The sequence below is a fragment of the Bradyrhizobium sp. A11 genome (genome assembly GCF_042077125.1).
GTDB classification, from domain to species: Bacteria; Pseudomonadota; Alphaproteobacteria; order Rhizobiales; family Xanthobacteraceae; genus Bradyrhizobium; species Bradyrhizobium japonicum_B.
This window is the reverse complement of the sequence record NZ_CP149509.1, coordinates 645,337-661,696: the sequence shown is the minus strand read 5'-3', so window position 1 is coordinate 661,696 and position 16,360 is coordinate 645,337. Positions and strand designations below refer to the sequence as shown.

The window sequence follows — 16,360 nt, the reverse complement described above, 5'->3', positions numbered from 1 at the left end:
CGATGGCCCGAACGACACCGACCAGAGCGGAGGATACGACAGCGCCCGCCGCACTCTATTGGGGAAAGGTGATGCACGCGCGGTGGCGCCCCGTGCAGCACAGGTTCACCTACCGCGTGATGAACTTGCTGATCGATCTTGACCGGCTGAAGGAAGCGGAGCGCCAGTCGTGGCTGTTCGGCATCAATCGCGCGGCCCCCTTCAGCTTTCACGAGCAGGATCACGGTGACGGCAACAACGCGGGCCTCAGCCAATACGTCCGACGCATCGCAGCGGAACGCGACATCGACCTCACCGGAGGCCGCGTTCTGCTGCTCTGTTATCCCAGGGTCCTGGGCTACGTGTTCAACCCGCTTTCGATCTATTTTTGCCATGACGCTGCCGGCAATCTCGCGCTGTTGATCTACGAAGTCCGCAACACGTTCGGAGAGATGCATTCCTACGTCCTTCCGGTGCAGGAGGCGGAGCCGGGCTGCGCCATACGCCAAAGCCAGATGAAGGAGTTCTACGTTTCACCTTTCATGGAGATGGAAACGCATTACCGCTTCAGCGTTTCTCCTCCGCAACAGGATGTGAAGGTCAGAATCGTGCAGAGCAGCGAACAGGGCGCGATGTTTGCGGCGGCATTCTGCGGACGACGTCGTGCTCTGACCAGCCACTCCCTGTTGGCGGCGTTGTTCGCCTTGCCCTTCCTGACCATCAAGGTCATCGCAGCGATCCACTGGGAAGCGATGCGGCTCTGGCTGAAGGGTGTTCCTTACGTGCCTCGTTTGAAACAACGCGAGATCTGAACCATGGACCTGGCAGCCGCCCATCAAGACCTTCACTTTGATGGCGTCCCGTTCTTTGCCCGCCTGGCTCTGCGCCTTGCATCGCAACTTCGGTGCGGCACCATTCATGTGCGCCTTCCCGACCAGAGAATGGCCACGATGCGTGGCCAGCTTCCGGGTCCGTCGGCCACGATCGAGCTCAACAATTATAGGTTCGCTCGCAGCCTCGTCATCGGCGGCGATATCGGCATGGCCGAGGCCTATATTCGAGGCGACTGGTCCACGCCCGATCTTGCCCAGCTTCTCTACGTGTTCTGTCTCAACGAAGACCTGGTCGACAGCGCCTTTGCCGGAAACATGCTGGTTCGCCTGTGCCGGCGGGCGCTTCATCGCCTGCGCCGGAATACCAAGGAGGGATCGAGGCATAACATCCACAAGCATTATGATCTCGGAAACGAGTTCTTCGCCGCGTGGCTCGATTCCAGCATGACCTACTCATCGGCGCTGTTCCCGGCCGACACCGCCGACCTTCCCGCTGCCCAACAGCACAAATACGAACAGCTGGCGCAGGCCATCGAATTGCAGCCCGGCCAGAGCGTGCTCGAGATCGGATGCGGCTGGGGCGGCTTCGCCGAATTCGCCGCCAAGACTTACGGCGCCAGCGTATTGGCCCTCACCATCAGCAAGGAGCAGCATGAATTTGCCCGTCGCCGGATCTACGAGGCCGGGCTCGCCGAAAAGGTCGAGGTTCGATTGCAGGATTATCGCGACCAGGACGGTCGCTTCGACCGCATTGCTTCCATCGAGATGATCGAGGCCGTTGGCGAGCAATTCTGGCCTGCCTATTTCAACCAGCTGAAGCAGCGGCTCAAGCCCGGCGGTCTCGCCGGCATCCAGGCCATCACGGTTCGCGACGAGCTCTTTGGCAGCTATCGGCAGCGTGTGGACTTCATCCAGAGATACATATTTCCGGGCGGCATGCTGCCGTCGACGAACATCCTGCGCGCGCTCGGCGAACGCTTCGAGCTGCCCGTGATTCGCGAGCGCCTGTTCGGACAGGACTATGCAAGGACGCTGTCACTCTGGCGCGACAATTTCAGCCAAGCCTGGACCGACCTGACCTCGCTCGGGTTCGACGAGCCCTTCCGCCGGCTGTGGGAATATTATCTGTGCTACTGCGAGGCCGGGTTCAGGGCCGGAAAGATCGACGTCGGGCAACTGGTGTTTGCGCGGCGGGGGTGAGCGGGGGTTCGGGGCGCAGCAGCCCTCCGCGCTCGGCCAAGCCATGCCAGGCTGTAGATGTGTCCGCGAGGAATGGTGCCCAGGGGCGGAATCGAACCACCGACACTGCGATTTTCAGTCGCATGCTCTACCAACTGAGCTACCTGGGCGTGCTCCAAGAGAGGGGCCAAAGCCCATCGAGCGGGCGGGTTATAGTGGGCCGGAAGCGGCCTGTCCACCCGGCTTCGCCAAGAGGCTTCGCCGGGCGCGGCCCGGCTGTGCACAAGCTGCCGCGGCTGGCGCGCGGCGGGGCTGACGATCAATTAACTGATTGATATTCCATCTTATTCCACGTCATCGACGTCGTCGTCGCGGCCGGGGATGACGTAGCTGCCTTTCAGCCAGCGGTTCAGGTCGACGTCGCGGCAGCGCGAGGAGCAGAACGGGCGGGTGGCTTCCGATTGCGGCTTGCCGCAGATCGGGCAGGTCTTGAGTGTGCTGGCGGGCTTTTTGACCTGGTCGTCCATGATGTCGGCAGCTTGCGCGGATTAAAGGGTTCAAGAGCCTGTCGGCAAACGGGTTCCTGGCGCGGCGGCGCATGCGCCCGGTCGGGCCATTCTACTGTGCATGGGGTTGTTTTCGCGACTCTCTCAGGCCGCGGCTGGCTGGCTCACACGGCGGTGGAATTGAGCCAGCCGAAGCGGATCGGAAAACCCTCGCCGCCGAGCAGCGTGGTGGTCTCGTAGAGCGGCAGACCGACGACGTTGGTGTAGGACCCGACCATCTTCACCACGAAGGAGCCGGCGATGCCCTGCACGGCGTAGCCGCCGGCTTTGCCGCGCCATTCGCCGGAGCCGATATAGGCCTGGATGTCGTCCTCCGAGAGGCGCTTGAAGCGGACCCGGGTCTCGACCAGGCGCTGGCGGAAGGCTTCGCGCGGCGTGACCAGGCAGATCGCGGTGTAGACGCGGTGGTTGCGGCCCGACAGCAGGCGCAGGCACTGCGCCGCTTCGTCGACCAGATTCGCCTTGGGCAGGATGCGGCGGCCGACCGCGACCACCGTGTCGGCGGCGAGGATGAAGGCGCCGCGCAGCTCGTCGTCGAGCTGCACCGACTTCAGCGCCGCGTCGGCCTTGGCCCGCGCCAGCCGGTTGGCGCAGGCGCGCGGCAGCTCGCCCCGCCGCGGCGTCTCGTCAACGTCGGCCGGCCGGAGCGCATCCGGCTCGATGCCGGCCTGGTTGAGCAGCGACAGGCGCCGCGGCGAACCGGAGGCAAGTACGAATTTGGGGCGGCCAAGCATCAGGTGATTTGGGGATGAAGCGGGGGGTGAAGTGCGCGCGGAACCTATCGGAAGGGGGCTGATTTCACAACCCGGGAACCCGGGTTTGGTAAGTCGAGGTTAGTCAGGATGCGTGTGCCCTCGCTCTGTGACGCCGGTGTTACGGGGAGCCTCGTGTCCCGGACGCGGCGCGGCATGAAATGCTGCGACGCTGAGCCGGGACCCATGAGCTTGCGCCTGGAGCTGAGATGGGCCCCGGCTCTGCAGCGAACCGCGAAGGGGGCACTGCGCTGCGTCCGGGGTACGATCAGCCTGACGCCGCGCCCACCTTGGCGAAGCGCCGGCGGATGCGCATCAACAGCTGGTCGCAGACGTCGCGATAGGCAGCCAATTTCTGGTCGCGGCTGCCCTCGATGGTGGTGGGATCCTGCGTCGGCCAGTATTCGACCTCGGCCGCGAGCGTCCGCGTCAGCTCCAGCGCCTTGTGGTGCGCCTCGGGCGAGAGCGTGATGATGAGGTCGAAATTCAGGCCCTCCCAGTCCTCCAGCTCCTCGAAGGTCTGCGGCTTGTGGGCGGAGATGTCCTGGCCGAGCTCGGCCATCACGGCCACGGCGAACGGATCGAGCTCGCCTTTTCTGGTGCCCGCGGACTTCACATAGAGCCCCTGCGGAAACATGTGCTGCAGCAGGCTTTCGGCCATCGGCGAGCGCACGCTGTTCATCGCGCAGGCGAACAGCACGGACTGCGGATTGCTTGCGCGTGGGGGCGCAGCCATCCGTGTTTAACCTTTCCAGTGAAGGACGGTAATGAGCGTGAACAGCCGGCGCGAGGTCTCGAAATCGACCCGCACCTTGCCCTTCAGCCGCTCCTGCAGCGTGCGCGATCCCTCGTCATGGATGCCGCGACGACCCATGTCGATGGCCTCGATCTTGTCCGGCGTCGCGGTGCGGATCGCCTGGTAATAGCTGTCGCAGATCATGAAATAGTCCTTCACGATCCGCCGGAACGGCGTCAGCGACAGCAGATGCGCGACCACGGGCGTGCCGTCCTCGCGGCGGATGTCGAACATCAGGCGGTTGCCGGTGATGCCGATATGCAGCGTGAACGGACCCTTCCCTTCCGCGCCCTCGGGCGCGAACAGGTTCTGCTCGATCAGGTCGTAGATCGCGATCGCACGCTCGTGCTCGATGTCAGGCCCGGAACGGCCGATCGATTCCTCGTCGAGCGTGACGCCGACGATGCGATTGTTGGAGTCGTCCTGTTCGGGCGGCTTTGTCATGACAGATTGAGGCGCAATCCAATCGAGCGCGAATGAGCGTCCAGCCCCTCCGCCTTGCCGAGTGTCATCGCGGCAGGTCCCAGCGCGCGGAGCTGGTCCGGGCCGCATTTCAGGATCGAGGTACGCTTCATGAAGTCGTGCACCGACAGGCCTGAGGAGAATCGCGCGGAGCGCGCGGTCGGCAGCACGTGGTTGGAGCCGCCGACGTAATCGCCGATCGCCTCGGGCGTATGCGGCCCGAGGAACACGGCGCCGGCGTTGCGGATCTCCGCCGCAAGCGCATCGGGATCGACGGTCATGATCTCGAGATGCTCGGCGGCGATCGCATTGGCGAGCGGAATGCTGTCGGCAAGATTCTTCACCATGATGACGGCGCCGAAATCAGCCCAGGACGCGCCGGCGATCGCGGCGCGCGGCAGCGTCTTCAATTGCGCCTCGACCGATTTCTCGACGTCGGCGGCAAGGCGCGCCGAGTCGGTGATCAGGATCGATTGCGCGCTGGCATCATGCTCGGCCTGCGCCAGCAGGTCGGCGGCGATCCAGTCGGCATTGCCGGTGTCGTCGGCGATCACCAGCACTTCGGACGGGCCGGCGATCATGTCGATGCCGACCTTGCCGAACACCAGCCGCTTGGCAGCGGCGACGTAGGCATTGCCGGGGCCGACGATCTTCGCGACCGGTGCTATGGTCGCGGTGCCGTGCGCCAGCGCGGCCACGGCCTGCGCCCCGCCGACGCGGTAGATCTCCGTGACGCCGCCGAGATGCGCGGCCGCCAGCACCAGCGGATTGAGCTTGCCGTCGGGCGAGGGCACCACCATCACGAGGCGCGAGACGCCGGCAACCTTGGCAGGCACCGCGTTCATCAGCACCGAGGACGGATAGGCCGCGGTGCCGCCGGGCACGTAGAGGCCGGCCGATTCGATCGCGGTGTAGCGCCAGCCGAGCTCGACGCCGAGCGCATCGGTGAAGCGCTCGTCCTGCGGCAATTGCCGCCGGTGGTAGGTCTCGATGCGGTCGCGCGCGAGCTTGAGCGCATCCAGCGTCACGGCATCGCAGGCCTTCGTGGCGGCCTCGATCTCCGCGGCGGTGACGCGCAGGCCGGAGGCATCCAGCTCGAGGCGGTCGAACTTTGCGGTGGCCTCGAGCAGGGCGGCGTCGCCGCGCTTGGCGACGTCGTCGACGATGGCGCGCGCGGCGGCCTCGACGTCGGCCGAGGCCTCGCGCTTGGCAGCGAGGAAGGCCGCGAATCGCTGGTCAAAATCGGCGCTGCTGCGGTCGAGGCGAACGGGCATGTCTGGCTTGATATCTGGCTTGGCTTCTGGCTGGTCCCGGGGCGGATGGGCGCACCAGCTCCCATGCTCAATGGCGCGGCGGGGAAGCGGCGTCAACCCTCGTAGGGTGCCGGTCTCCCCTCAGGGCCTCGGGCGGTGGGGCTGGTATACGGGCCGCCTCAGGTCTCACCCTCGATCTCCATCCCCGTTCCCAGTGCGTCCGCCCCGAGATCGGTCAGCTCGCATTCCAGGCATTCGACATCGAGCCGGATGGCGCCGCCTTGGGCGAACAAAAGCAGCGCACTGCCGGCAGGCTCCTCGTCGCGCCCGCCGCTCGGGTGAAACTCGATGCCGACGAGGTCCAGCACCTTGTCCGGAGCAGCCAGGTCGATGTTGCGCGACTTGCAGGCGAGCACGCGGTCGAAGCGCAGCGCGGCGACCAGCCGGCGCGGCTCGGCCTCGCCCTCCAGCGTCTGCTCCCAATCCAGCCGGCTCATCCCGACCACAAGCCGCTTCTCGCTTTGTCGCCAGATGATGTCGGAGGCCTGGACACGGGCGTCCTGGACATGGGTCGAGATCACGGCGAGATCGTCGGCGTCGAGTGCGATCAGTTTGAGCTGGGGCGACATCGCCGGCGCTTCTCCTTCGGAACGGACCGGCCTCAACGCGCACGGGCCGCGAAATTTCCGCACAAACTAACGGACCGGCCGGCTAGAGGCTATTGATATCCTCCATCTCCAGCACCTTCCGCGGATACCCCTCCCGGGCGAGGCCAGGGCAATCGCATATGGGGCTGATCTCGCCTGTGGCCATCCTTCGAGACGCCCGCCGTTGGCGGGCCCTCAGGATGAGGACCGGGTGCGTGGCGCGAGTTTCAACTGGCACCATGCTGCTTAGCCTCATCCTGAGGAGCTTGCGTAGCAAGCGTCTCGAAGGACGAGGCGCGCGCTCAGGTCCCGCAATGCGCCATATGCGATAGCCCTGCGGGCGAGGCGGATCATGGCGCGGCGCGAAGCGCCGGATGAGGGGTCTCTGTCCGCATGCTCACTGCCGGAGGCTCTAGCGGAGAGAGACCCCTCACCCATCCGCTACGCGGCGAGCCACCCTCTCCCACGAGAGCAGAAGGCAAGAGGCGCGTTCCCCTCACTCCTTGAAGAACGCCAGCAGATCCGCGTTGATGGTGTCGGCGTGCGTGGTCGGCATGCCGTGCGGAAAACCCTTGTAGGTCTTCAGGGTGCCCTTCTTCAGCAGCTTGGCCGAGAGCGGCGCGGAATCGGCGTAAGGCACGATCTGGTCGTCGTCGCCGTGCATCACCAGCACGGGCACGTTGATCTTCTTGAGGTCCTCGGTGAAGTCGGTCTGCGAGAACGCGACGATACCGTCGTAATGCGCTTTCGCCCCGCCCATCATGCCCTGGCGCCACCAGTTCTCGATCACCGCTTCCGACGGTTTTGCACCGGGGCGGTTGTAGCCGTAGAACGGGCCGGCGGGGAGGTCGCGATAGAATTGCGTGCGGCTGGCGGCGAGCTGCTTCTGGAGATCGTCGAACACGCTCTTCGGCAGGCCGCCGGGATTGGCGGGGGTCTGCACCATCAGCGGCGGCACCGCCGAGAGGATCGCCGCCTTTGCCACCCGGCTCTCGCCATGGCGCGCGATGTAGTGCACGACCTCGCCGCCGCCGGTGGAATGGCCGACATGGATGGCGTTCTTGAGGTCGAGATGCGCGGTGACGGCCGCAAGGTCGTCGGCATAATGATCCATGTCGTGACCGTCGGCGACCTGCGCCGAGCGGCCGTGGCCGCGGCGGTCATGGGCGACGACGCGGTAGCCGCGCGTGACGAAGTACAACATCTGCGCGTCCCAGTCGTCCGACGACAGCGGCCAGCCGTGGCTGAACACGATCGGCTGGCCACTGCCCCAATCCTTGTAGAAGATCTCGACGCCGTCCTTGGTGGTGATGGTGGGCATTGCGGGGCTCCTGTGACCTTTAAGTCGTTCCGGACCACGCGAAGCGCGAATCCGGAATCCAGATATTGTGGGCGAGAGATTCCGGGTTCATCGCTGCGCGATGCCCTGGAACGACGAGATGTCAGTGATCAGACAAACGCCATCGGCTTGAAGCGGCGCCAGGCGCCGATGGTGAGCAACACGAAGAACACCAGCACGATGCCCTGCACCACCGCGAACACCGGACCCGACGGCGGCGCCGGCGGCACGGACGGCGCTAGCGCGGCCAGCGCCGGCACCTTGAGGAACGACTGGATCACCAGCACGAAGCAGTTGAAATAGAGCGAGATCATCGCGGTCACGACATAGACCGGACGCCAGGCGCCGGCGAGCTTCATGCCGTAGAGCGCGACGCAGGCGACCGCGAGCAACAGCAGCGAGATGATGCCGATGACGTGCGAGGGCAGCAGCTTCTCGAACGGAAACAGGAAGCCGGTGGCGCTGGTGAGGATGGTGAAAGCCAGGAAGATCGCGGTGAGGCCCGGCATCGATTTCGAGCCGAGCAGGCCGAACATCACGACAAGGCCGGCGGCGATGGCGATCAGGCTGATGACGACATGGACCATCGTGAAGGCGGACAGGCTCAAGCCAAGGACCATGACATCTCCTCCTACGCTCCATTGAGGTTCAGGAGAATAATATTACGGTCCTCATCGGATTACCACCTGCGTTGTCGTCGCACGGATATGCGAAGCCATGCGTCATCGTGCGAATCGACAAACGCATGGCTGAATTTTTTGCACCGCTGTCACAAACGTGAGCAGCCCTCAACGAAAGTCGAGTCGAAGTCTCACACGTCCTTGGTGTCGAAGATCAGGAGGTCGGCGCCGCCGCTGGCGAATTTCGGCACGTCTGCGCCGGTCGCCTTGCCTTCCGGACTGCCGAATGCGGCCTGGATATCGGCCACGCTGTCGAAAGTGAGAATGGCGACGAGATGGATACCGGAAGGCCCGGTCGGGGATGCGACCGGCCCCTTGCTGACGGCGTACTTCTTCAGGCCGGGAAGTTTCTTGGCGAGCGGAATGTGCGTCTCGGCGTAGTACTTGTCGAAGGCGGCAGCATCCTTGGGCGTCTTATAGAGCACGACAACTTCAGCCATTTAGTCCTCCCGTCAATCAGCGTTTTGTTTATCGATCTTAAATCCTCGTGGTGAGGAGATAGTCTGTAGTTGCTGGCACAATGGCAAGCCTCATTCGACTTGCCATCTGCTTGTCTTCTGCTTGCCTAAAGCGCCGGTTTTGCGGCATCGCCGAGATAGCCGTGCAGAGAGGCCACGACCTGGGCGCCCTCGCCGATGGCGCCACCGACGCGCTTGACCGAGCCGGAGCGGACGTCGCCGACGGCATAGACGCCGGGCACCGAGGTCTCCAGCGGCGCCACGAGGCGGCCCTGGTTCTGCTCGGACTGCGCGCCGGTCACGACGAAGCCGCCGCGATCGAGCGTCACGCCGCAGCCGTCGAGCCAGGCGGTGGCGGGATCGGCGCCGACGAACAGAAACAGGTTGCGGATGTCGGCGGAATCCACGTCGTCGGACAGCCGGCTCTTCCAGTGGATACGCCGCAGCAGCGAAGCCTCGTCGCCCTCGAGCGCCGTGATCTCGGTGTTGAACATCAATTCGATGTTCGGCGTCGCTTCGATGCGCTCGATGAGATAGCGCGACATGCTGGCGCCGAGACCGCCGCCGCGGATGATCATCAGGACGCGCCTGGCGTGACCCGACAGGAACACGGCGGCCTGGCCCGCCGAATTGCCGGCACCGACCAGCGCGACCTCCTCGCCGGCGCAGAGTCGCGCCTCGATCGGCGAGGCCCAATACCAGACGCCGCGCCCCTCGAACTTGTCGAGGTTTGCGATCTCAGGCCGGCGATAGCGCGCGCCGCTCGCAACCACGACCGAGCGCGAGCGCAAGGGATCGCAGCCGTCGAGCGCCACCGCGAACGCGCCGTCCTTGCGCGTGCAATCGAGCGACTTCACCGTCACCGGAATCATGATATCGGCGCCGAATTTCTGCGCCTGGGTGAAGGCGCGCGCAGTCAGGGCCTGGCCGGAAATGCCGGTGGGAAAGCCCAGGTAATTCTCGATGCGCGCGCTGGCGCCGGCCTGGCCGCCGAAGGCGCGGATGTCGAGCACGGCGACCGACAGCCCTTCCGACGCAGCATACACGGCGGTGGCGAGCCCGGCCGGCCCGCAGCCGACGACGGCGACGTCGTAGATGCGGTCGTCCTTGGCGCCGCCGATCATGCCGATGGCGCGCGCAAGCTCGGTCTCGCTGGGATTGCGCAGCACCGCGCCATCGGCCGCGACGACCAGTGGCCAGTCCTCGGGCTTGGGCGAATAACGCGCGATCACCTCGGCGGCGTCGCGATCGCGTTCGGGATCGAGCAGATGATGCGGCTGGCCGTTGCGGGTGAGGAAGCCCTGCAACCGCACCACGCCGGCCGAATGCGGCGGCCCGATCAGCACCGGGCCGCCGATGCCGCCCTGGATCAGATTGACCCGGCGCAGGATCAGCGCGCGCATGATGCGCTCGCCGAGTTCGGCTTCGGCGACCAGCAGCGCGCGCAGCCGGTCCGGCGGCAGCAGCAAGGTCTCGACATCGCCCTCGGCGCGGCCGTCGACCAGCGCCGGCTGGCCCGAGAGCTGGCTGAGCTCGGCCAAAAATTGCCCCGGCCCCTGGTCGATGACCGGCGTGACGTGACCAAGCCCGTCGCGCTGGGTGATGGCGACATGGCCTTTCAGCACCACGAACATGCCGGGCCCGGGCTTACCGGTCTCGAACAGGAACTCGCCGTCCTCGTAGCTACGGACCTCGCCGAAATGCCTGATCCGCTCGATCTCGGCCGGCGTCAGCGTTGGAAAGGTCTGTTCGGGGCGAGTGAACCGCGACATCAGCGCGTCACCGTTGGTTCGTTGCTGTCCGTCCTGCCCCATCGTCATTCTCGCCATTCCAATGTCTCAAGTGCCGGTCTTCCCGGCGGTGCCCTTATCGAGGGAACCATCGTCGTTTGGAGCGGGCTCAGCGCCAGCAGCGCGTTCGCGCGCCTGCAGCTTTCGCCGCTTCAGGTTTTCGCGCAGCGCCGATTTCAGCCGGTCATCCCGGGACGTTTTCGCCTGGCGCGCGCTCTTCTCGTTCTCGTCAATCATTGGGGATCCGATACCGGCCATCGGCGATAGCATGCCCGGAGATTGCGGCAGCTCAAGAGGCTGCTTGCGATCCGACCGTGCGAAACTCGAAATGGACCGAATCCGATCGCTTGGCCACCTGGCCAGTTGGTGGGGATGAGCGGACCTCGAATCGGCGGAAAGCCGGTAGTTTCGAGCCAAAACGAGCATTTTGGCCCCGATATCGGCCCGATTTTCTCGATTTGACCGGCCCAGCAAGCTTGCGCGGGAGGGGGGCTTGTGGCAGATATCGGCCCGCTTGGCAGGGCCCTTCGGGCGCCCGATTCTTCACCAGCACATGCTGCCGTAGCTCAGTGGTAGAGCACTCCATTGGTAATGGAGAGGTCGACAGTTCAATCCTGTCTGGCAGCACCATTCCTCCTGCTGTGAACGTTGATTTTATCGAGCGTTCGGGCCTGCGCCAGGACTATGGCTGCGGACCACCGCAGCGTGCTCACGCCATGGCGGGGCGGCGGACAGCCTCACCGCGCAGCGGCAGCAACGAGGCACGGATCAGCCGCTGCGCCGGTTCTTCGAAATAGCGATAGGTGACATGCGAGGCCAGCAGCGTGATGCCGATGAAGGTTGCGAAGAACGCGTCGTTGTAGATCGGGATCGGGACCTGCATCAGGGAAAAGCCCAGCACCATCGCCAGCTGGATCGGAAAATGCAGCAGATAACTTGAATAGGTCACGTTGCCGGCCGCCTCGACGATTCGTTGAAGCCGGGCCGGCAGAACGATGTCGCGCGAGAGACTATAGAGCAGCAGCGGCGTACAGATCAGAAGCAGCAGCAAGCCGATCGATCGCAGCTGGCCGCCCATCAGCCAATATCCGCAGACCACGGCCACGACAGCGAGCCAGGCGGCGCCTTCGGCCGCCCGCGCATGAGCGGGCGAGGACTGCAGGGATTGGCGCGCCATCGCCGCGAGCCCGCCGACGTAGAAGTAGGTAAAGCAGTCCGCGACCTCTCCGGGAATCGTCAGGCAGACGGCGATCAGCGCCACATTGAGCCACCAGGAGCGGGTCGCCAGCAACAGCATGAAGAAGACGAAATAGACCAGCACCTCGACCGACACCGACCAGATCGGCCCGTTGAAGCTCAGCGCATCCTGCGACGTCGCGGTGCCGGCCATCACGAGCTGCAGCACGAAATGCGTGAGATCGTTGTTCTGATACACGAACGACGATCCATGCAGCCCGGCGTAAAGGGGCTGCAGCAGGGCCACGAGCAGGAGCGTGGCGAGGTGCAACGGGTAGAGCCGCGAGAAACGCAGGACGAAGAATTTCCAGCCGTCGAGCACCCGGTCGGCGATCACGTCGCGATACTTCCAGAAAAAGATGAAGCCGCTGATGCACCAGAAGACGCGGACCGCATAGGGCCCGCTCCCATAGAGCGGGGCGAGCAGCCAATGGAGCGGCAGTTGATCCTGGAGAAGCCCCACTTCCCTGTCGCCAACGAAGGCGAATTGGCGATAGTGAAACACCAGAATCGCGAACGCCGTCAGGAACCGCAACAGCTCCAATCCGAGCAGCTTGTTCGCTCGCGCAGGAGCAATCATCGGCGTCAGCTCGCCTTGCATGCGACGGATGCTCCCTGCAGGACGGCTTGATTCCACAGCTGATACCCGGCAGCGTTCAGATGCACCCCGTCGATCGTGTGCGGCACCGGCATGGGCGGCAACGCGGCAAAGGTCGCGCCGCCACGGCTGGCGAGCTCGGGCAAGGCGGAATTGTAGCTTTCGATCAGGCGCATCGCTTTCGCCTGCGCTTCGGCGGCCAGACTCGGTGAAACCTCGAGTGGGGGCACCGCCAGCACGACAATGCGGGCTCTCGTCTCCGAAAGCTTCGCCAGGAGCGCGCTGTAGTTCGCCTTGAACTCCGGCAAATCACGCGCAGCTCCGAGCCCGTCGTTGATGCCCAGAGCCACCACGATCGCAGCGGCAGGCCTGCCGTCGAGCACATCCATCAACCAATTGCCGAGGTCGCTGGTGGTGGAGGCGCCGCCCAGGCCGGCATTGACGATGGCATGACCGCAGTGCTCGCGCGGCAGCGTTGCGGCTTCGACCAGGCTGTCACCGAGAACGATGATGGGATCGTCGACCCGGGCCAGCGTATAATGAAGAATGATCTGGCGGTTGCGCCGATGCGATTCGAAGAACGCCTGCTTCTTGGCGACGGAAGTTCCCGCCGCAACGGCACCGATCAGCACGACGGCCAAGCCGATAAGTATCCTGTTCATGTACCGGCTCGAAACGTGCCCAAGCGTTGTGTACCCAAGTGTTACGCATCCAAGTGTTTAGCTTCGAAGTGCCGGGTTGCATCGATCGAGGCATCGCCTGCTCTTCGACGTCAACGGCACCACGCAGGAGTGCCACACAAGATCACATCGCCGGCCCAATAAAATGCGATCAAATTGATGCAAATTGGAATGAATGCGTGCATCTGTCCGGCAGCATCATTCGCCTCGCGCCGACCGCGCACGGATCGGCATTCTCGCGGCCTGAAACGCCCGAGTTTTGCTCTTCGCTTTCGCCCTCTCCAGTGAAGAGGGCACAGGGAAGGCCGGGTGCCGACAGGCACCCGCGGTCCGCTGCGCGAAATGCACACGCAGAAAGAACCGCACAGCAGCATACAGGTGGTGCCGATCACTCGGCCTTCCCTGCGCGATGGTCGGACGGCTTATGCCGTGCTCTCCCGGGAGCCGAACTTTCCTTCTGGCCTCCCTCGCCCCGCGAATTGATGCAGTCCGCCCGGTTGGGCTCGCTCGCATCTCCGCTGGACTTGACCGTAGCAACGACGGCCAGGACCACACGGTTTTGCCGTACGCACGACCCGCCATGTCGCCGCAGTATTCCCGGGCCCCGTCGACGAAGCCGGAAACTTACAGGCGAGACGAAGCCTAGCAGCGCCGTTCGTCTGCACGCGGTTACGGACTCACTGGGACTACCCGCCCTGCCCGCACCTCTCGTGCCGACGCTGCCGCGTCCATCGCAAGCCCGGCTCGCGATCAAGACGACCTCGAGATCGCCCCTCCTGGTTGAGCCGGGATGAGCGAGACATACGCTAAAACCGAATTTCGGCAAAGTGGAATATTTTCGCGGCGGGGGCTTGACGGGGTGTTGGGTGTTTTGCCCGACGGGTCGCTGGCCCCTCGCAAATGCAGTGCGATCGCGTATGGCGTGCAGGATGCAGCCGCATCGGCAGTGGGCTCCCTCCCCCGCTTGCGGGGGAGGGCTGGGGAGAGGGTGTCTCCGCGCAGGGACCGAGAACTGAGGACGTCCCTGCGCGGCGAGAGCCCTCACCCGCCGCGCCTGCGAGCGCGTCGGCCTCTCCCGCAAGCGGGAGAGGCGGAGCAAGCCGCAGACAGTCCCGTGTCATTCACATGCGATGGCCCTGCCAGCGGATGGAAGGCTCGTCATGCGTCGGACGTGTCGAGCGACTAAGCGAAACCAAAAATCCGTCTTGCTGCAGCACCCCCCGCCATCAACCGTCGCTCACCAGCCGCGCGGCGAACCGCTCGTCCGACCGGCGCAGGCGCCGGCACAGCTCGCGGTTGATGTTCTGCAGGACGATCACATAGGCGTGGATGTCGGCCTTGTAGCAGGCATAGAGATCTTGAGCGGTCAGCTCGTACAGCACCGTCGGCACCTCCGCGACCACCGTTGCCGAGCGATTCTGCATTTCGATCAGCGTCATCTCGCCGAAGAAGTCGCCGCGCTCGAGAACGGAGATCGGGATGACGCGGCCCGAGCTCGCCCGCTTGCTCACCGCGAGCCGGCCGGATTTGACGATGAACATCGAGCGTCCCGGCTCGCCTTCCGCGACGATTGTCGCGCCGGGCTCGAAGCGGCGCTCGGTCAGCATCGACACCAGGAGGTCGAGGCCTGGGTCCGACAGGCCGCCGAAGAACGGCGTCGCGAGCAGGAACGCTTTCAGATCTGGGGCCGTGGCGTTCATGGCGCGAGGTTACGCCCCGTCGTCGGCCGCGACAAGCAGAGCGGCAGGGCTGGACGCGCTGGTCCCGGATGGGATTCCGCATCCGGGCTAGGAGCTTTCCCCGCGCAGCGTCCTCCGCTTTCGCCACACCTTGAGGTCCATCATGGCTTTCGCTGCCGCCGCGAGAACAGCTGCGCACAGCACGGCCTTCGAGAACGTCTCCATCGTTCCCTCGATCAGGAGGCAATGGACCACGCTGCCCACGACGATGACGATCGCCAGCGGCATGTGAATGAAGCGCCAGGTGCGCGGCCGCAGCTCGAGCCGCCGGCGCAGCAGGGCGAGGAGCGCGACAATGAAGATCGCCCACATCGCGGTCACGCCGAACGGCGAGAACGGCGTCGGCGACGAATAGGTCAGCGCATCGATCATGTCAGGCGGGCTGGTGATCCAGAGGCCGGCGACGTGGATCATGACGGCCAGCACCAGCGTGCCGCCGATCCAATGATGGGCCCGCCGTCCGCGATAGGCCGACAGCGGCGCCAGATATCCGCCGATCAGCAGCGGCTGAACCAGCACGAGGCCGAGCGCGATGATCCCGGCGAAGCCGGCGAGGATGTAGACCGGATCGCGCCAGGCGAGCTGCTCGCTGGTCGCAGCCAGCGCAGTCGGCACGCCGATGGCCAAAGCCAGGGCGACCCAGATCAGGATCGCCCGTGCCGATTTCCATCCCGCCATCCGCGCGCCCGATCAGGCCGGCTGCAGCACGAAATGCGCCTCGAGGCTGGTGTCCTTGGCGCTCCGCATCACCGGCCGCAGGAACACGGTTCTGAACTCGCCGCTGTCATAGGCGAGGTGGCCATGCGGCTGGCCGAAGATCGGAATGATCTGCGGCATTTCGAGCCGGAACTTGCCGTCCTTGTCGGTGAGCGTGGCGCCGTGGCTGTGCGGCTCGTGCTCCCGGCCCTCGACCGTGTGCGCCCAGATCTGGATACGCTGGCCGGCCAGCGGCGCGCCGTCGCCGGCGCGGCGCACGGTGCCGCTCATCCAGAAGCCGCCCTTGCCGATGCGATCGACGATCGCCGCGCCCTTGCGGTAATTGTTCGCCCCGCCCGACATCGATTCAGTGGGCGCGAGGCCGTTCGCATGGGCGGGTAACAGCAATCCTGAAACGCCGGTCGCGAAAAACCCGCTCGCCAGGACGGAGCCGCCGGCGACGAGGAGATTGCGGCGGTTGAATGCGACGGTGGACATGTCGGTTCCTCTTGGCGAGCGCGAGGTTGCTCCACGAAGGCTACAGCAACAGCCGGGAAACGCCCAGTTGGAACGGACGGCGCCGTAGGTCGCAATAACAGTGTTGTGAACGGTGGGGCGACGGATGCGTCGGATAGAGCAAGCGCAGCGAATCGCGTCGAGGCCGCGATCAGCGGCGG

18 protein-coding genes and 2 tRNA genes are annotated in these 16,360 nt (G+C 65.0%); 3 read left to right on the top strand and 17 right to left on the bottom strand.

The window, feature by feature from the left end; translation table 11 throughout:
* The first annotated feature begins 2 nt into the window (after positions 1-2).
* Positions 3-791 (top strand): DUF1365 domain-containing protein, encoded by a 789-nt coding sequence (locus WI560_RS03090; RefSeq protein WP_375306852.1) that lies wholly within the window; start codon positions 3-5, stop codon positions 789-791.
* Between the two features lie 3 nt (positions 792-794).
* Positions 795-2,012, top strand: coding sequence for a class I SAM-dependent methyltransferase (locus WI560_RS03085; protein WP_375306851.1), 1,218 nt, complete (start codon positions 795-797; stop codon positions 2,010-2,012).
* A gap of 73 nt (positions 2,013-2,085) precedes the next feature.
* Here the strand turns inward: WI560_RS03085 and WI560_RS03080 are convergent.
* The 12 genes from WI560_RS03080 to WI560_RS03025 all read right to left on the bottom strand — a co-directional run bounded on the left by WI560_RS03080 (position 2,086) and on the right by WI560_RS03025 (position 10,971).
* Positions 2,086-2,161, bottom strand: a tRNA-Phe gene (locus WI560_RS03080).
* 174 nt (positions 2,162-2,335) lie between these two features.
* Positions 2,336-2,518: a DNA gyrase inhibitor YacG gene (gene yacG, locus WI560_RS03075; RefSeq protein ID WP_375306850.1), complete on the bottom strand. Its 183-nt coding sequence runs from the start codon at positions 2,516-2,518 to the stop codon at positions 2,336-2,338.
* Positions 2,519-2,661: 143 nt separating this feature from the next.
* Complete coding sequence (locus tag WI560_RS03070; protein ID WP_126260329.1) at positions 2,662-3,291, bottom strand: Maf-like protein; 630 nt, start codon at positions 3,289-3,291, stop codon at positions 2,662-2,664.
* Positions 3,292-3,577: 286 nt separating this feature from the next.
* Positions 3,578-4,045 (bottom strand): low molecular weight phosphatase family protein, encoded by a 468-nt coding sequence (locus WI560_RS03065; RefSeq protein ID WP_028138738.1) that lies wholly within the window; start codon positions 4,043-4,045, stop codon positions 3,578-3,580.
* Positions 4,046-4,051: 6 nt separating this feature from the next.
* The gene (locus WI560_RS03060) at positions 4,052-4,549 is read right to left on the bottom strand and encodes a UPF0262 family protein (RefSeq protein WP_126260326.1); all 498 of its coding nucleotides are present in this window, start codon (positions 4,547-4,549) and stop codon (positions 4,052-4,054) included.
* Positions 4,546-5,841 (bottom strand): histidinol dehydrogenase, encoded by a 1,296-nt coding sequence (gene hisD / locus WI560_RS03055; RefSeq protein WP_375306849.1) that lies wholly within the window; start codon positions 5,839-5,841, stop codon positions 4,546-4,548. Before hisD ends, WI560_RS03060 begins: the two co-directional genes overlap by 4 nt.
* Before the next feature lie 158 nt (positions 5,842-5,999).
* On the bottom strand, positions 6,000-6,449 hold the full coding sequence (locus WI560_RS03050; RefSeq protein WP_375306848.1) for a DUF2948 family protein: 450 nt from the start codon (positions 6,447-6,449) through the stop codon (positions 6,000-6,002).
* A 514-nt stretch (positions 6,450-6,963) separates the two neighbouring features.
* Entirely contained in the window at positions 6,964-7,788 is an 825-nt protein-coding gene (locus tag WI560_RS03045; protein ID WP_375306847.1) for an alpha/beta fold hydrolase, read from the bottom strand.
* Between the two features lie 128 nt (positions 7,789-7,916).
* Positions 7,917-8,426, bottom strand: a complete 510-nt coding sequence (locus WI560_RS03040) for a hypothetical protein (RefSeq protein ID WP_375306846.1) — start codon at positions 8,424-8,426, stop codon at positions 7,917-7,919.
* Between the two features lie 191 nt (positions 8,427-8,617).
* Positions 8,618-8,926 (bottom strand): EthD family reductase, encoded by a 309-nt coding sequence (locus tag WI560_RS03035; protein ID WP_028138744.1) that lies wholly within the window; start codon positions 8,924-8,926, stop codon positions 8,618-8,620.
* A gap of 125 nt (positions 8,927-9,051) precedes the next feature.
* Complete coding sequence (locus WI560_RS03030; protein WP_375308756.1) at positions 9,052-10,758, bottom strand: FAD-dependent oxidoreductase; 1,707 nt, start codon at positions 10,756-10,758, stop codon at positions 9,052-9,054.
* A 24-nt stretch (positions 10,759-10,782) separates the two neighbouring features.
* Entirely contained in the window at positions 10,783-10,971 is a 189-nt protein-coding gene (locus WI560_RS03025; RefSeq protein WP_375306845.1) for a hypothetical protein, read from the bottom strand.
* Positions 10,972-11,289: 318 nt separating this feature from the next.
* Between WI560_RS03025 and WI560_RS03020 the strand changes: the two genes are divergently transcribed.
* Positions 11,290-11,364 (top strand) — tRNA-Thr (locus WI560_RS03020).
* Between the two features lie 79 nt (positions 11,365-11,443).
* Here the strand turns inward: WI560_RS03020 and WI560_RS03015 are convergent.
* The 5 genes from WI560_RS03015 to WI560_RS02995 all read right to left on the bottom strand — a co-directional run bounded on the left by WI560_RS03015 (position 11,444) and on the right by WI560_RS02995 (position 16,181).
* A complete protein-coding gene (locus WI560_RS03015; RefSeq protein WP_375306844.1) occupies positions 11,444-12,571 on the bottom strand; it encodes an acyltransferase family protein in 1,128 nt (375 codons plus the stop codon).
* Positions 12,556-13,200: an SGNH/GDSL hydrolase family protein gene (locus tag WI560_RS03010; RefSeq protein WP_375308755.1), complete on the bottom strand. Its 645-nt coding sequence runs from the start codon at positions 13,198-13,200 to the stop codon at positions 12,556-12,558. Before WI560_RS03010 ends, WI560_RS03015 begins: the two co-directional genes overlap by 16 nt.
* A gap of 1,274 nt (positions 13,201-14,474) precedes the next feature.
* Complete coding sequence (locus tag WI560_RS03005; RefSeq protein ID WP_375306843.1) at positions 14,475-14,948, bottom strand: cyclic nucleotide-binding domain-containing protein; 474 nt, start codon at positions 14,946-14,948, stop codon at positions 14,475-14,477.
* An 87-nt stretch (positions 14,949-15,035) separates the two neighbouring features.
* The gene (locus WI560_RS03000) at positions 15,036-15,665 is read right to left on the bottom strand and encodes a ferric reductase-like transmembrane domain-containing protein (protein ID WP_375306842.1); all 630 of its coding nucleotides are present in this window, start codon (positions 15,663-15,665) and stop codon (positions 15,036-15,038) included.
* Positions 15,666-15,677: 12 nt separating this feature from the next.
* The gene (locus WI560_RS02995; RefSeq protein WP_375306841.1) at positions 15,678-16,181 is read right to left on the bottom strand and encodes a Twin-arginine translocation pathway signal; all 504 of its coding nucleotides are present in this window, start codon (positions 16,179-16,181) and stop codon (positions 15,678-15,680) included.
* Between the last annotated feature and the right edge of the window lie 179 nt (positions 16,182-16,360).

Coding starts and splice junctions, on each gene's coding strand:
- WI560_RS03090 (WP_375306852.1), top strand. CDS start 3: ATGGCCCGAACGACACCGACCAGAGCGGAGGATACGACAGCGCCCGCC.
- WI560_RS03085 (WP_375306851.1), top strand. CDS start 795: ATGGACCTGGCAGCCGCCCATCAAGACCTTCACTTTGATGGCGTCCCG.
- yacG (WP_375306850.1), bottom strand. CDS start 2,518: ATGGACGACCAGGTCAAAAAGCCCGCCAGCACACTCAAGACCTGCCCG.
- WI560_RS03070 (WP_126260329.1), bottom strand. CDS start 3,291: ATGCTTGGCCGCCCCAAATTCGTACTTGCCTCCGGTTCGCCGCGGCGC.
- WI560_RS03065 (WP_028138738.1), bottom strand. CDS start 4,045: ATGGCTGCGCCCCCACGCGCAAGCAATCCGCAGTCCGTGCTGTTCGCC.
- WI560_RS03060 (WP_126260326.1), bottom strand. CDS start 4,549: ATGACAAAGCCGCCCGAACAGGACGACTCCAACAATCGCATCGTCGGC.
- hisD (WP_375306849.1), bottom strand. CDS start 5,841: ATGCCCGTTCGCCTCGACCGCAGCAGCGCCGATTTTGACCAGCGATTC.
- WI560_RS03050 (WP_375306848.1), bottom strand. CDS start 6,449: ATGTCGCCCCAGCTCAAACTGATCGCACTCGACGCCGACGATCTCGCC.
- WI560_RS03045 (WP_375306847.1), bottom strand. CDS start 7,788: ATGCCCACCATCACCACCAAGGACGGCGTCGAGATCTTCTACAAGGAT.
- WI560_RS03040 (WP_375306846.1), bottom strand. CDS start 8,426: ATGGTCCTTGGCTTGAGCCTGTCCGCCTTCACGATGGTCCATGTCGTC.
- WI560_RS03035 (WP_028138744.1), bottom strand. CDS start 8,926: ATGGCTGAAGTTGTCGTGCTCTATAAGACGCCCAAGGATGCTGCCGCC.
- WI560_RS03030 (WP_375308756.1), bottom strand. CDS start 10,758: ATGGGGCAGGACGGACAGCAACGAACCAACGGTGACGCGCTGATGTCG.
- WI560_RS03025 (WP_375306845.1), bottom strand. CDS start 10,971: ATGATTGACGAGAACGAGAAGAGCGCGCGCCAGGCGAAAACGTCCCGG.
- WI560_RS03015 (WP_375306844.1), bottom strand. CDS start 12,571: ATGCAAGGCGAGCTGACGCCGATGATTGCTCCTGCGCGAGCGAACAAG.
- WI560_RS03005 (WP_375306843.1), bottom strand. CDS start 14,948: ATGAACGCCACGGCCCCAGATCTGAAAGCGTTCCTGCTCGCGACGCCG.
- WI560_RS03000 (WP_375306842.1), bottom strand. CDS start 15,665: ATGGCGGGATGGAAATCGGCACGGGCGATCCTGATCTGGGTCGCCCTG.
- WI560_RS02995 (WP_375306841.1), bottom strand. CDS start 16,181: ATGTCCACCGTCGCATTCAACCGCCGCAATCTCCTCGTCGCCGGCGGC.